Annotated in this window: 14 protein-coding genes; 10 read left to right on the top strand and 4 right to left on the bottom strand. The window is 69.7% G+C overall.

Features of this window, described 5'->3' with window-relative positions; translation table 11 throughout:
* Nucleotides 1-5: 5 nt before the first annotated feature.
* The 5 genes from A5680_RS21010 to A5680_RS20995 all read left to right on the top strand — a co-directional run bounded on the left by A5680_RS21010 (nucleotide 6) and on the right by A5680_RS20995 (nucleotide 3,964).
* A complete protein-coding gene (locus tag A5680_RS21010; protein WP_067822742.1) occupies nucleotides 6-689 on the top strand; it encodes a uracil-DNA glycosylase in 684 nt (227 codons plus the stop codon).
* Between the two features lie 5 nt (nucleotides 690-694).
* On the top strand, nucleotides 695-1,615 hold the full coding sequence (locus A5680_RS21005; RefSeq protein ID WP_067822805.1) for an NADP-dependent oxidoreductase: 921 nt from the start codon (nucleotides 695-697) through the stop codon (nucleotides 1,613-1,615).
* Nucleotides 1,616-1,719: 104 nt separating this feature from the next.
* Nucleotides 1,720-3,084 (top strand): HNH endonuclease signature motif containing protein, encoded by a 1,365-nt coding sequence (locus A5680_RS21000; RefSeq protein ID WP_067822739.1) that lies wholly within the window; start codon nucleotides 1,720-1,722, stop codon nucleotides 3,082-3,084.
* Entirely contained in the window at nucleotides 3,056-3,301 is a 246-nt protein-coding gene (locus A5680_RS25915) for a hypothetical protein (RefSeq protein ID WP_156675195.1), read from the top strand. The genes A5680_RS21000 and A5680_RS25915 overlap by 29 nt, the downstream gene beginning before the upstream one ends.
* Nucleotides 3,302-3,313: 12 nt before the next feature.
* Nucleotides 3,314-3,964 carry a nitroreductase gene (locus A5680_RS20995; protein WP_067822736.1) on the top strand — a complete coding sequence of 217 codons (651 nt, stop codon included), beginning with the start codon at nucleotides 3,314-3,316 and terminating at the stop codon, nucleotides 3,962-3,964.
* Nucleotides 3,965-3,967: 3 nt separating this feature from the next.
* On the opposite strand, the gene A5680_RS20990 is transcribed toward A5680_RS20995, so the two are convergent.
* Genes A5680_RS20990 through A5680_RS20980 form a run of 3 tightly spaced genes read right to left on the bottom strand, consistent with a single transcriptional unit; the run spans nucleotide 3,968 to nucleotide 6,524 of the window.
* Nucleotides 3,968-4,795 (bottom strand): oxidoreductase, encoded by an 828-nt coding sequence (locus tag A5680_RS20990; protein ID WP_067822733.1) that lies wholly within the window; start codon nucleotides 4,793-4,795, stop codon nucleotides 3,968-3,970.
* A 1-nt stretch (nucleotide 4,796) separates the two neighbouring features.
* The gene (locus A5680_RS20985) at nucleotides 4,797-6,041 is read right to left on the bottom strand and encodes a DUF1214 domain-containing protein (RefSeq protein WP_067822730.1); all 1,245 of its coding nucleotides are present in this window, start codon (nucleotides 6,039-6,041) and stop codon (nucleotides 4,797-4,799) included.
* A 39-nt stretch (nucleotides 6,042-6,080) separates the two neighbouring features.
* On the bottom strand, nucleotides 6,081-6,524 hold the full coding sequence (locus A5680_RS20980) for a nuclear transport factor 2 family protein (RefSeq protein WP_055403298.1): 444 nt from the start codon (nucleotides 6,522-6,524) through the stop codon (nucleotides 6,081-6,083).
* A 97-nt stretch (nucleotides 6,525-6,621) separates the two neighbouring features.
* On the opposite strand from A5680_RS20980, the gene A5680_RS20975 reads away from it, so the two are divergent.
* Both A5680_RS20975 and A5680_RS20970 read left to right on the top strand, forming a co-directional pair.
* On the top strand, nucleotides 6,622-7,512 hold the full coding sequence (locus A5680_RS20975; RefSeq protein WP_067822802.1) for an SDR family NAD(P)-dependent oxidoreductase: 891 nt from the start codon (nucleotides 6,622-6,624) through the stop codon (nucleotides 7,510-7,512).
* Nucleotides 7,513-7,514: 2 nt separating this feature from the next.
* A complete protein-coding gene (locus tag A5680_RS20970; protein ID WP_067822727.1) occupies nucleotides 7,515-8,336 on the top strand; it encodes a mycofactocin-coupled SDR family oxidoreductase in 822 nt (273 codons plus the stop codon).
* 126 nt (nucleotides 8,337-8,462) lie between these two features.
* On the opposite strand, the gene rpmB is transcribed toward A5680_RS20970, so the two are convergent.
* Nucleotides 8,463-8,657: a 50S ribosomal protein L28 gene (gene rpmB / locus A5680_RS20965; RefSeq protein ID WP_067749870.1), complete on the bottom strand. Its 195-nt coding sequence runs from the start codon at nucleotides 8,655-8,657 to the stop codon at nucleotides 8,463-8,465.
* Between the two features lie 254 nt (nucleotides 8,658-8,911).
* On the opposite strand from rpmB, the gene A5680_RS20960 reads away from it, so the two are divergent.
* The 3 genes from A5680_RS20960 to A5680_RS20950 are packed head-to-tail and all read left to right on the top strand — an operon-like array spanning nucleotide 8,912 to nucleotide 13,535.
* The gene (locus A5680_RS20960) at nucleotides 8,912-10,603 is read left to right on the top strand and encodes a DAK2 domain-containing protein (RefSeq protein ID WP_055405549.1); all 1,692 of its coding nucleotides are present in this window, start codon (nucleotides 8,912-8,914) and stop codon (nucleotides 10,601-10,603) included.
* A gap of 2 nt (nucleotides 10,604-10,605) precedes the next feature.
* Entirely contained in the window at nucleotides 10,606-12,825 is a 2,220-nt protein-coding gene (gene recG, locus A5680_RS20955; RefSeq protein WP_067822724.1) for an ATP-dependent DNA helicase RecG, read from the top strand.
* A complete protein-coding gene (locus tag A5680_RS20950) occupies nucleotides 12,822-13,535 on the top strand; it encodes an HNH endonuclease family protein (RefSeq protein ID WP_055405551.1) in 714 nt (237 codons plus the stop codon). Before recG ends, A5680_RS20950 begins: the two co-directional genes overlap by 4 nt.

Genomic DNA, 13,535 nt, shown 5'->3' with positions numbered 1-13,535 from the left:
CCGCGATGACGGCGCGCCCGTTGGCGGAACTCGTCGAGCACGGTTGGGCGGCCGCGTTGCAGCCGGTGGCCGATCAGGTGGCCGCGATGGGCCAGTTCCTGCGGGACGAGATCGCGGCCGGGCGCAGGTACCTGCCGGCGGGTCCGAACGTCTTGCGGGCGTTCACCTTTCCATTCGACGATGTCCGGGTGTTGATCGTCGGGCAGGACCCGTACCCGACGCCGGGACACGCGGTGGGACTGAGCTTTTCGGTGGCCCCCGACGTGCGCCCGCTGCCGCGCAGCCTGGCCAACATCTTCGACGAATACGCCGCCGACCTCGGTCACCCGGCGCCGTCGTGCGGCGATCTGACGCCGTGGGCCGAGCGCGGCGTGATGCTGTTGAACAGGGTGCTCACCGTGCGACCCAGCAATCCGGCCTCGCATCGGGGCAAGGGCTGGGAGGCGGTGACCGAGTGCGCCATCCGCGCGCTGGCCGCGCGCTCGCAGCCGCTGGTGGCCATCCTGTGGGGTCGCGACGCCTCGACGCTCAAACCGATTCTCGCCGAAGGCAATTGCGTGGCGATCGAGTCGCCCCACCCCTCACCGCTGTCGGCGTCGCGGGGGTTCTTCGGGTCGCGTCCGTTCAGTCGCGCCAACGAGCTCTTGACGGGCATGGGCGCCGACCCGATCGATTGGAGGCTGCCGTGACCGAGATGACCGCATTGCGGGCCCACCACCGGGGCGGCCCGGAACAACTCGTCGTGGAGCGCGCGCCCGTACCGGCCCCGGCCGCGGGCGAAGTCCTGGTGGCCGTCTACGCCGCGGCCATCACGTTCGACGAGTTGACGTGGGATGAGACCTGGACCCGGGTGAACCAGACACCGGTCATCCCGTCCCACGAGGTGTCGGGCGTTGTCGGCGAGGTGGCGCCGGGCGTGACGGATTTCGCGCCCGGCGACGAGGTGTACGGGCTCATCGACTTCGACCGCGACGGCGCCGCCGCCGAATTCGTCTGTGTGCCGGCGGCGGACCTGGCCGCCAAGCCGTCGACGGTGTCGCACGCCGTCGCCGCCGCGCTGCCGCTGGCCGGTCTGACGGCCCTGCAAGCGTTGGTCGACCACGCCGGCGTGCGGTCCGGCGAGGCCGTGTTGGTGCACGGCGGCGCGGGCGGCGTGGGCGCGCTGACGATCCAGCTGGCCGCGATGCTGGGCGCGCGCGTCACCGCGACGGTGCGCAGTGACGCCGGCGATCTCGTCCGCGGATACGGGGCCACCCGCGTGATCGACGTCCGCACCGAGGCGTTCGACGACGCGCTCTACGACGTCGTGATCGACACCGTCGGCGGCCAGACGCTGGAGCGTTCGTATCCCGTGCTGCGCCGCGGCGGGCGGCTGATCACCCTGTCGGCGCCGCCGCCCGCAGGTCGAGACGACGAATATGGCATCACGGCAACGTTTTTCATCGTCACACCCAATCGCGATCAGCTCGCCGAGCTCGCCGCGCTGGTCGACAGCGGACGGTTGCGCGTGGATATCGCGCAGACGTTCCGCCTCGACAGGGGGCGGGAGGCGTTCGAAAGCCGCAACCACCCGGGCCATCGCCCCGGCAAGACGGTCATTGTCGTCCGCGATTAGCGCGGTTCCTATTGCGCGGTTTCTTTGTAATCCCTTGTGCCACTTTGGTTTCACTAGTCACAGAGCGGGCATTTTTGTCGGTGGGTGTTCCTAGAGTTTGAGGCATGGGTGTCAGCAGTCGTGAGGAGATCGTCGAGGTCATCGACGCGCTCGGTGGCGACGCTGACCGCTTGTGTGAGCTGTCCTTTGACGTCCTCACCACGCCGGAGCGGCTGCGCGCCTTGGAGCGGGTGGAAAGCGTGGCACGCCGGCTGCGGGCGCCTCAGCATGCGTTGATCAATCAGCTTTCCGCGCAGGCCAGTGCCGAAGAGTTGGGTGGCTCGCTGCGTGTGGGGCTGGCCGACCGGTTGCGGATCACCAAGGCCGAGGCGGGCCGGCGCATCGAGGAAGCCGCCGACCTGGGCGAGCGCCGGGCGTTGACCGGTGAGCCGTTGCCGCCGAAGTTGAGCGCGACCGCGGCCGGTCAGCGCGAGGGGCTGATCGGCGAGGGGCACGTCAAGGTGATTCGCGGCTTCCTGGCCCATCTGCCGGCCGAGGTCGACGCGTTGACCCGGCAGACCGCCGAAGCCGACCTGGCTGTCAAGGCCGCCGGCTATCGGCCCGACGAATTGGCCACCTACGCAAAGCGGTTGATGGATTGGCTGCACCCCGATGGGGAATTCAGCGACGCCGAGCGGGCCCGCAAGCGCGGCATCACCCTGGGCGCACAGGAGTGCGACGGCATGTCGCGCCTCAGCGGCCTGGTGACCCCGGAGTTGCGGGCCGCTATCGAGGCAATGCTCGCCAAGCTGGCCGCCCCGGGCGCGTGCAACCCCGAGGATGAGACGCCGATCGTCGACGCGACACCCGACCAGGACGCGGTGCGTCGCGATATTCGCAGCCGGGCCCAGCGCAACCATGATGCCTTCCTGGCCGCGCTGCGCGGCCTGCTGGCCTCCGGTGATCTGGGTCAGCACAATGGCTTGCCGGTGTCGATCGTGGTCACCACCACGTTGCAGGATCTTGAGGCGGCCGCCGGCAAGGCGCTGACCGCCGGCGGCACCTTGGTGCCGATGGCGGATGTGATCCGCTGGGCCGGCCACGCTCACCACTACTTGGCGATCTTCGACAAGAGCAGGTCGTTAGCACTGCACCACACCAAGCGGTTGGCTTCCCCGGCGCAGCGAATCATGTTGTACGCCAGAGACCGTGGGTGTACCAAGCCGGGGTGTGATGCGCCGGCATACCACAGCCAGGTCCACCACGTCACGGGCTGGCAAGCCACCCGCCGCACCGACATCGACGACCTGACCCTGGCCTGCGGGCCCGACAACCGACTCGCCGAAAAGGGCTGGACCACCCGCACCAACGCCCGTGGCGAAACGGAATGGCTCCCGCCCGCGCACCTGGACCGTGGGCAACCTAGAACCAACAACTTCCACCACCCCGAAAGATTCCTCCGTGACACCGACGACGACGAACCCGTTTGACGTAACGACCCGTTTCGCGCGGCTTCGCCGCCCTCACGATCGGCGCGGCCTGTGGCGGCGACCCGTATCGCCCGGCTTCGCCGCGCTCACGATCGCCGTGGCCTGGTGGCGGCGACCCGTTTCGCGCGGCTTCGCCGCGCTCACGATCGGCGTGGCCTGGTGGCGGCGACCCGTTTCGCCCGGCTTCGCCGCGCTCACGATCGCCGCGGGCGCCTGACACCATGAAGCGATGTACGACTTGGAAGACACCATCCGGGAGCGGCATTCGACGCGGCTGTTCCTGCCCGACCCGGTGCCGCGCCACCTGGTGCGGGAATCGCTGGAGCTGGCCATGCGCGCGCCGTCGAACTCCAATGTGCAGCCATGGCACCTGGTCTTCGTCGCCGGCGCCGCCCGCGACCGGTTGGTGACCGCGATGCTGGAAAAGGCCCGCGCCGAACCGCCCCGGGTACCGCAGCTGCCCGCCGAGTTCGCCCATTTCCGCAGCGACACCGGCGCGCACGTGTACGGCTCGATGGGCATCGCCCGCCACGACAGCGAGGCGCGGCGCATCGCCGTGCTGCGCAACTGGGAGTTCTTCCGCGCCCCGCTGGGTGCCATCGTGTGCATGCATCGCGACCTCGGCTACGCCGACAGCATGGGAGTGGGTATGTTCCTGCAGACCTTGCTGCTCGCCCTGACCGCGCGCGGACTGGGAACCTGCGTGCAGGTGGCGATCGCCGGTTACCCCGACGTGGTGCGCGAGCAGCTGAACATCCCGCCGGCGCTGAACATCCTGTGCGGCCTGTCCATCGGCTACTCCGACCCCGATTTCCCCGCCAACAAGTTACGCATCGGGCGCGACGCGGTGGACGAGCACGCCGTGTTCCTCGACGAGTGAGGACTAATCCGCGAAGTTCACGTCCTTCGTGACGGATTTCCACTCTTCGATCGATGACGAGAGCGCGGCGATCTTGTCGCGCATGGCTTTGAGCACGTCGCGACCCAACAGCAGCCGCAGCGGCGGCTCGTCGAGGGTGGTCACCATGAGCACGGCTTCGGCGACCTTGCGCGGGTCGCCGGGGAGATGATCGGCGAACTGCTTGATCAGATCCTTGCGCGCCGCGACGTCGACGTAATCGGCTATCGGCGTGGCCGACTCCTTCATCGATCGCGTCGCCCAATCGGTGCGGAAGGCACCCGGCTCGATCGCGGTCACCCTGATGCCCAGCGGGCGCACCTCGGTGGCGAGGGCCTCGGTGATCGCCTCGAGCGCGAACTTGGTCGACGAGTAGTAGGCGTTGGGCGGGTTGGCCACCAGGCCGGTCATCGACGACATGTTGATGATGTGCCCGGAGCCGCGCGCACGCATGCCCGGCAGCACCGCCTTGATCATGTTGACCGCACCGAAGTAGTTGACCTCGAACAGCTTTCGGACCTCGGCGTCCTCGCCCTCCTCCACGGCGGACAGGTATCCGTGACCGGCGTTGTTGACCAGCACATCGATGCCGCCGAACGCGTCGTCTGCGGCCGACACCGCGGCCGCGATCTGCTTCGGGTCGGTGACGTCGAGCGCGACGGCCAGGGCGCGATCCCCGAACTCGTCGGCGAAGTCCCGCACCGCGTCGGCGCGCCGCGCGGTCACCACCGTGCGGTGTCCCGCTTCCAGTGCCGCGCGGGCGATTTCGCGGCCGAAGCCGGTGGAGCAGCCGGTGACAAGCCAGCGCGCCATCTCAGGCCGGCCCTTCGGGCAGGCGCCGCAGATACGCCGTCCGCCGGTCGGCGAGTTGAGCGGCCCGCTCCTGCGGGCTCACCCGTGGCAGCTCGGGCAGCTCGGTGTCGAGCCGGTCCAGCTTGACGACCCGCCCGCGCGCGCCGAGGTCCTCGCGGGGGCCCGACTCGCCGAATTCGGCCATCCGCAGGGTCAGGATCCCTTCCCGCAGGCCGTCGGAGTCGATCCAGTTGGCCACGCCGGGGTCGGTCGGCGCGATCACGTAGGTGTACGTGCCATCCTCGTTGGGAACCGACTGCGCCTTGTTGAGGCTGCCGGTGCGGTCGAGGATGTTCAGCGTGGTGCCCCAGATGTTGCTCAGCGGAACCGTGAAGTATTCGGCGCCACCGTCGTTGAGGTCCACCACGAACACCTCGTCGGGGGCGAGATCGAGGCGGCCCATGACGTACACCTGGTTGCGCATCGCGCCGGCCTTGTCGGCCGACCACGCCAGGTCGAAGTGGTTGGGCGGCATCTTGTAGACGCCGTGGCTGAGCTTGCCGGTGAAGTTGGCGAAGTGCGCCATCATCGCCGCGGTGGCCTCGGCCTGCTCGTCGCGCGTGCGCGCGGGCGCTAGCGGGGGACCGCCAAGCCGTTGCACCTCAATGTGATTGGCGTCGTCGCGCCCCCAGTCCAACAACACGTCCCGGATGTAGAACTCGTGCGCCGCCGGGGTGGTCCGCACGTGGTTGGGCCGGCCACCGGCGGGGTCGGCGTCCACCGTGATCGTGTAGCTGCCGTCGGAGTCGACGTGCATGGTGCGGCCGTTGAGCACGTCGACGGTGCCCATGTTGGCGTCCCAGAGCGTGAAGTAGTTCTCGGTCATGCGGTGCTCGCCCACCCGGCCGTGAATTTCGTAGCGTTCATCGCCGGAGATCGGGATCACCCGGTAAACGCTGTCGGGATTGTCGATGCCCCAACGAGATCCGGGGATGCGGCGGCCGTCGACCGGGTGCGCCAGCCGGGTGATGCAGCTGACCTTCGGCCGCAGCTTGTCCTGGTTGGACGACCACACCGCGGCCGAGAACATCACCTCGGCGAACGCGGCGTCGAACCGCTCCCGCATCGCCTCCGACGCGTTCGCCCGGCCCAGCCAGGTCTGCGCCACCGCCTGGTAGGCGGACCTGACGGTGGGGTGTTCGATCAGCTCGAGGGCGGCCAGTTCCTGTTCGTGCTGGGAGGCCGTGGCGACGGGATCATCGGGCATTTGATTTTCCTAAAGGCTTGTCGTATAACACGAACCGTTTCAGAACTTCAGATGCTGACTGACGTCGCCGACCTGGTCGACGAACATTGTGCGGCTGTCGAACCGCCAGGCGCCGTCCACCCGCTGGAACGTGTCCTTGTAGTGCCCGGTCACGATCACCTGCAGCGGCAGGTCGGGGGTGGCCTGGGTGACGCAGTAGTAGGACGTGCTGCGGGCGGTCCCCGCGGCCTCGTCGATATACAGCTGCACGTTGGTCGTGTTGTGCTTGGTCTTCGGCGTGCCGTCGGAGTAGATGCGGGTGGCCATCTCATACATCTCGCGCACCCGGGTGGCGCCGGCGAACACCGTCTCCGGCGGTCCGTCCTCCACGCCGCAGATCCGGCCGTGCTCGAAGAGCCTGGCCACCCCGTCCAGGTCGCCGCCATCGAGAAGCTCGGCGTAGGTGTAGATCAGGTTGGTGATTTCCGTTGCGCTGTCACTCATGTGAAACCACCTGTCGGGCCCGTCTCCGCCGCTTCCGCGAACAATGGTGGCAGAACCGGTCCAATTTACATAGAACCGACCATTACTCTTGATCGCCGTGACCCTATCTTGGACGCCGGCCCGGCTCGGCAACCTGACCGGCAAACGAGTCGTCGTGACGGGCGCGACCAACGGCGTCGGGCTCGGGACCGCCCGCGCCCTGGCCAACGCCGGCGCGCACGTGATCATGGCGGTGCGCAACACCGAGCTGGGCGAGCAGCGCGCCGCCGATATCGGCGGATCCACTGCGGTCGCGCGGGTCGACCTCGCCGATCTGTCGTCGGTGCGCGCGTTCGCGCAGTCGGTCGACGACGACGTCGACATCCTGATCAACAACGCCGGCGCGCTGACCGAGCGCCGCACCGAAACGGTCGACGGCTTCGAGAAGACGCTGGGCACCAATCTGCTCGGGCCGTTCGCGCTGACCAACCTGCTGCTGCCCCGGATCCGGTCGCAGATCATCAACGTGGGGTCCGACGCGCACCGATCGGCGACGCTGCGCCTGGACGACCCACACCTGCGCCGACACAAGTGGACCAGGCTCGGCGCCTACGGGCAGTCGAAGCTGGCGGTGATGCTGTGGGGCCTGGAGCTCGACCGCCGGCTGCGCGCCGCCCGATCGCCCATCGTCAGCCAGCTCACCCATCCGGGCTGGGTGGCCTCGAATCTGTCGCAGGTCGGCGACTCGCCGCTGATGGCGGTGGCCCACAAAGGGGTCAAGGCGGTGGCCGACCGGCTGGCCAACGACATCGACCAGGGCGCGGCGCCCACGCTGTACTGCATCAGCGAACCGATTCCGCCGGGCAGCTACGTCGGCGTCAGCGGCAGGTTCGGCCTGCGCGGCGGCCCGGTGCTCGCCGGCCGCTCGCCGGTCGCCTGCGACTACGAGGCGGCCGCGCGCCTGGTGGCCTTCGCCGAACAAGAGACCGGCACGACACTGGAGGTGTAGTCATGGGTGAACTCGACAACAAGGTCGCCGTGATCACCGGCGCGGCGCGCGGCCAGGGCCGCAGCCACGCGGTGGCCTTCGCCGAACAGGGCGCCGACATCATCGCGGTGGACATCTGCGCCGACATCGACGCGATTCCCTACCCCCTGGGCAGCAAATCGGATCTCGACGAAACTGCGCGTCTGGTCGAAGCGGCGGGCGGCAAGGTGGTGCCGGTCGTCGCCGACGTGCGGGACCTGCCGCAATTGCAGGCCGGGGTGCAAAGCGCAATCGACGTTCTCGGCGAGATCGACATCGTCGTCGCCAACGCCGGGGTGGTGGCGATCGGGCTTACCGACATCGAGTCCGAGCCGGTGTTCACCACGATCGTGGACACCAACCTCAAGGGCGTGTGGCACACGATGCTGGCGACGGTGCCGTCGATCATCCGCAAGGGCGTAGGCGGTTCGGTGGTGCTCATCAGCTCGTCGCAGGGTCTGACCGGCAAGGGCGGAGACGGGAGTGCGGCGATGTTCGCCTACGCCGCGTCCAAGCACGGTGTCGTCGGGCTCATGCGGTCGGCGGCGAATGCCTATGCGCCGCACAAGATTCGGGTCAATTCGGTGCACCCGGCCGGTGTCACGACGCCGATGATTCTCAACGACTTCGTGGTCAACCGGATGCTGGCGAACCCGAACCCGGCCGTCGCCCAGATGCTGCTGCCCGACGTGCCGCTGGTCGAGGCGCAAGACGTGACCGAAGCGGTGCTATGGCTGGTGGGCCCCCGCGCGCGTTACGTGACGGGCGTGTCGATACCCGTCGACGCCGGGCACGTCGTGATGTAGCCCGGACTAACGTCTGGCTAGCCCCGATGGGGCGACCCGCAGCGCCCGGCAACGCCGCGCTTGCGATCGCCCCTGCCCCGATGGGGCGACCCGCAGCGCCCGGCAACGCCGCGCTTGCGATCGCCCCTAGCCCCGGACGACCTTGCCGGCCTTAATGCAGGACGTGCAGGCGTTGAGACGCTGCTTGTTGCCGCCCGGGCGGGTGACAACGTGCACCGTCTGGACGTTGGGGTCCCACCGGCGGCTGGTGCGGCGGTGGGAGTGCGACACCGACTTGCCGAAGCCGGGGCCTTTCCCGCAGATGTCGCACACAGCGGCCATGGTTCAAGCTCCTCAAATCTCGGGGGTCCGGCTCGGCGGTCTGACACGTGGCCGGGACAGCCCGGTTGACCGGGCCCAACCAGGATAGGCGATCGGCGTGGCAACCGCCAAAACGATCGGGACCGCTGTCGCCCCGTCTGGCTAGGCTCAATGGGCCGGATCGCCCCGCCGGCGGGTGGTGGTCACGGGCGGCCGCGCCCGGTGTCACCGGGCTACGCTGGCGCCCACGCTGGTTGTGAAGGAGGTGGGTAACACTGGGACCGTCGGAACGCCTGCTGGACGCGACCACCTTGCGGGATTGGGCGCACACCGCCGTCAGCGACCTCATCACCCACATCGACGAGATCAACCGGCTCAATGTCTTCCCGGTGGCCGACTCCGATACCGGCGCCAACATGCTGTTCACCATGCGATCGGCGCTGGCCGAGGCCAACGCCGGGCTGAATTCGGAGGGCGGTTCGGCGTGCGTCGCGCGGGCCGCCGCCGCGATGTCGGCCGGCGCCCTGAACGGCGCCCGCGGCAATTCCGGTGTGATTTTGTCGCAGATCTTGCGCGGCGTCGCCGACGTGACCGCGTCCGCGGCGGCCGACTCCGGCGGTGAGCTGCCCCACATCGACGCCCCTACGCTCGGCGCGTCGCTGCGCCGCGGTGTCGAGCTGGTCATCGCCTCGATGGGCGGCCAGGAAATCCCCGGGACCATCGTGTCGGTGCTGCGGGCCGCAGCCGACGCCGTCGGGGAGTGCGTCCAAGCCGGGGACGGGCTCACCCCGGCGCTCATCGCCGCCGGGGACGCGGCGGTGGTCGCCCTGGAAAAGACACCCGAGCAGCTCGACGTGCTTGCCGACGCGGGTGCCGTGGACGCGGGGGGCCGCGGCCTGCTGGTCCTGCTGGACGCCCTGCGCGCCACCGTCACCGGGCAGGCGCCCGCCCGGAGCGTCTACGAGTTGTCGCCGCGCGCACCGCAACCGCAGGGCGCCGCCGAACGCCCCGCGCCGCAGTTCGAGGTGATGTACCGGCTGGACGGATGCGAACCGGCCGCGGCGGACGCCCTGCGGGACCGGCTCGGGGAGCTCGGCGATTCGGTGGGCATCGCCGCCGCGCCGTCGCCGGCCCACCGCACCTACTCGGTGCACGTGCACACCGACGACGCCGGTGCCGCGGTCGAGGCGGGGCTGGCCGCGGGGCGGCTGAGCCGCATCGTGATTTCGGCGTTGAGCTCCGGCGCCACCGGGCTGCCGGCCGGCGGCTGGACGCGGGAACGCGCGGTGCTGGCCGTCGTCGACGGCGACGGCGCCGCCGAGTTGTTCGGCGGCGAGGGCGCCTGCGTGCTGCAGCGGGACGCGGGCGGGGGCGACCCGGTCACCACCATCAGCGCGCACCAGTTGATGCGGGCGGTGATCGACACCGGCGCCGCGCAGGTGATGGTGCTGCCCAACGGCTACGTGCCCGCCGAGGAGCTGGTGGCCGGGTGCACCGCGGCCATCGGCTGGGGCATCGACGTGGTGCCGATCCCGACGGGATCGATGGTGCAGGGGCTGGCCGCGCTGGCCGTGCACGAAACCGGCCGGCAGGCGGTGGACGACGGCTACACCATGGCCCGCGCCGCGGGTGCCGCCCGGCACGGCTCGGTGCGCATCGCGACCGAGAGCGCGTTGACCTGGGCGGGGCGCTGCCAGCCCGGCGACGGCCTGGGCATCGCGGGGGACGAGGTGCTGATCGTGGCCGCCGACGCCATCGCGGCGGCCATCGGCCTGCTCGACCTGTTGCTGGCCTCGGGCGGTGACCTGGTGACCGTGCTGGTGGGCGCCGGCATCGAAACGGACGACGACGTCACGGCCGTGGCCGACATCCTGGAAGAGCACATGCACGACCATCACCCGGGGACCGAGCTGGTCACCTACCGCACCGGGCATCGCGGGGACGCGCTGCTGATCGGGGTCGAGTAGCCGTGGCCACGCTGCGCGACCGGCTGGACTTCGTGGTGGGCGCCAAGGCCGCCGATCAGCTCGACGAGGAGCTGGGCATCCGCACCGTCGACGACCTTTTGCGCCACTATCCGCGCAGCTACACCGAGGGCGCGACCCGCTGGGACTCCGACGACCAGAAGCCCCCGGCCGGCGAGCACATCACGATCGTCGACACGATCGCCGAAACCAAGACGTTCCCCATGAAGAAGACCCCGAACCGGATGTGCCACCGCATCACCCTCGGCGCCGGCCGCAACAAGGTGACCGCGACGTTCTTCAACGCGAACTACCTGAAGAAGGACCTGACCAAGGGCACCAAGGTGATGCTCTCCGGCGAGGTCGGCTTCTTCAACAACGTCATGCAGCTGACCCATCCGGCGTTCCTCATCCTCGACTCCCCGGACGGCAAGAACCGCGGCACGAGCTCGCTGAAGAACATCGCGATCGCCTCGCAGGCCACCACCGGCGAGGTGCAGATGGCGGCGTTCGAGCGGGCCTTCTTCCCGATCTATCCGGCGACCACAAAGCTGCAGAGCTGGGACATCTTCCGGTGCGTGCGCCAGGTGCTCGACGTCCTGGATCCGGTGGACGACCCGTTGCCCGCGGAGCTGCGCGACCATCACGGCCTGGTCTCCGAGGACCGGGCGCTGCGCGACATCCACCTGGCCGAAGAGGAGGCGGCGCGCAGGCGGGCGCGGGAGCGGCTGACCTTCGACGAGGCGGTCGGGTTGCAGTGGGCGCTGGCGGCCCGGCGGCACAGCGAACTGTCGGAGTCCGGGCCCGCGGCGCCGGCGCGGCCCGACGGCTTGGCCGCGGAACTGTTGGGGCGCTTACCGTTCGAGCTGACCGCCGGCCAGCGCGAGGTGCTGGATGTGTTCGCGACGGAGCTGGCGTCCACCCGCCCGATGAACCGGCTGCTGCAGGGCGAGGTCGGTTCGGGCAAGACCATCGTCGCGGTGCTCGCGATGCTGCAACTGGTGGACGCCGGCTACCAGTGTGCGTTGCTGGCGCCCACGGAAGTCCTTGCCGCCCAACATCTCCGGTCGATCAACGACGTACTCGGCCCGTTGGCGATGGCCGGCCAGCTCGGTGGTGCCGACCACGCGACCCGCGTCGCGCTGCTCACCGGGTCGATGACGGCGGCGCAGAAGAAGCACGTCCGTGACGAGGTGGCCAGCGGTCAGGTCGGGATCGTCGTCGGCACCCACGCGCTGCTGCAGGACGCGGTGGAATTTCACCACCTGGGCATGGTGGTGGTCGACGAGCAACATCGCTTCGGCGTCGAACAGCGAGACCAGTTGCGCGCCAAGGCCCGTCCCGGTGTCACGCCGCACCTGCTGGTGATGACGGCGACGCCGATACCGCGCACGGTAGCGCTCACCGTCTACGGCGACCTGGAAACGTCTACGCTGCGCGAACTTCCGCGCGGCCGGCAGCCGATCACCAGCAACGTCATCTTCGTCAAGGACAAGCCGGCGTGGCTGGAGCGGGCCTGGCGGCGCATCAGCGAGGAGGTCGCCGCCGGCCGCCAGGCCTATGTGGTCGCGCCGCGGATCGACGAGACCGACGATGCGGACAAGCAGGAGCAGAACACCAGGCCGTCGGAAACCGCCGAGGGTCTCTACGCCCGGCTGCGTTCGGGTGAGTTGGCGAAGGTGCGCCTGGGCCTGATGCACGGCCGGTTGTCCGCCGACGAAAAGGACGCCGCGATGGCGGCGTTCCGCGCTGGTGACATCGACGTGCTGGTGTGCACCACCGTCATCGAGGTCGGTGTGGATGTGCCCAACGCCACCGTGATGCTGGTGATGGATGCCGACCGCTTCGGCATCAGCCAGCTGCATCAGCTGCGTGGCCGCATCGGCCGCGGCAGCCATCCCAGCCTGTGCCTGCTCGCCAGCTGGGTTTCGCCGGAGTCGCCCGCGGGCCGCCGGCTGTCCGCGGTGGCCGCGACCCTGGACGGGTTCGCGCTGGCCGACCTGGACCTCAAGGAACGCCGGGAGGGAGACGTGTTGGGCCGCAACCAGTCCGGCCGCGCGATCAACCTGCGCCTGCTGTCGCTGGCCGACCACCGCGACGTCATCGAGGCCGCGCGCGAATTCTGCGTCCGCAGCTACGCCGACAACCCGGCCAACCCCGAATTGGCTTTGCTGGCAGCGCCTTTCGTCACCGGTGACCGGATCGAATACCTGGACAAGTCGTGAACCGCAGGGTGCTGCTGTGGCTGTCCGCGGTCGCGGCGCTCGCGCTGCTGGTGGCCTACCAGACGGTGGGGTCCACGGCGGCCAGGCACGCCGCCGAATACGCGGCGCGCGCCGACGTCCCCACGGTGCAACCCGGCTCCGACGTGCTGGCGGGCATCCCGGTGCTGCCGGTGCGGGCGCACCGGTACGACTACCGGCGGCCGGCGTTCGGCGACGCGTGGGACGACGACAACGACGCCCCACTGGGGCACAACGGCTGCGACACCCGCGACGACATCCTCAACCGCGACCTCGTCGACAAGACGTACGTCGTCACCAAACGGTGCCCGGACGCGGTGGCCACCGGCACCCTGCACGATCCCTACACCAACAAGACCATCGCGTTCCAGCGCGGCCCCAAGGTCGGGGAGGCGGTCCAGATCGACCACATCGTCCCGCTCGCCTACGCCTGGGACATGGGCGCCTACGGGTGGCCCGACGCCGAGCGGCTGCGCTTCGCCAACGACCCCGCCAACCTGCTGGCCGTCGACGGACAGGCCAACCAGGACAAGGGGGACGCGGCGCCCGCGCAATGGATGCCGCCGAACGCCGCGTTCGCCTGCCAGTACGCCATGCAGTTCATCGCCGTGTTGCGCGGCTACTCGTTACCGGTGGACCAGCCGTCGACGGGGGTGCTGCGTCAAGCGGCGGCCACCTGCCCGGCGGGCTAG

It is taken from the genome of Mycobacterium sp. E2989 (assembly GCF_001667595.1).
Lineage (GTDB): Bacteria > Actinomycetota > Actinomycetes > Mycobacteriales > Mycobacteriaceae > Mycobacterium.
Note: the sequence above shows the minus strand (reverse complement) of the source record. Positions and strands in the feature narration are given on the sequence as shown.

Coding starts and splice junctions, on each gene's coding strand:
- A5680_RS21010 (WP_067822742.1), top strand. CDS start 6: ATGACGGCGCGCCCGTTGGCGGAACTCGTCGAGCACGGTTGGGCGGCC.
- A5680_RS21005 (WP_067822805.1), top strand. CDS start 695: ATGACCGCATTGCGGGCCCACCACCGGGGCGGCCCGGAACAACTCGTC.
- A5680_RS21000 (WP_067822739.1), top strand. CDS start 1,720: ATGGGTGTCAGCAGTCGTGAGGAGATCGTCGAGGTCATCGACGCGCTC.
- A5680_RS20995 (WP_067822736.1), top strand. CDS start 3,314: ATGTACGACTTGGAAGACACCATCCGGGAGCGGCATTCGACGCGGCTG.
- A5680_RS20990 (WP_067822733.1), bottom strand. CDS start 4,795: ATGGCGCGCTGGCTTGTCACCGGCTGCTCCACCGGCTTCGGCCGCGAA.
- A5680_RS20985 (WP_067822730.1), bottom strand. CDS start 6,041: ATGCCCGATGATCCCGTCGCCACGGCCTCCCAGCACGAACAGGAACTG.
- A5680_RS20980 (WP_055403298.1), bottom strand. CDS start 6,524: ATGAGTGACAGCGCAACGGAAATCACCAACCTGATCTACACCTACGCC.
- A5680_RS20970 (WP_067822727.1), top strand. CDS start 7,515: ATGGGTGAACTCGACAACAAGGTCGCCGTGATCACCGGCGCGGCGCGC.
- rpmB (WP_067749870.1), bottom strand. CDS start 8,657: ATGGCCGCTGTGTGCGACATCTGCGGGAAAGGCCCCGGCTTCGGCAAG.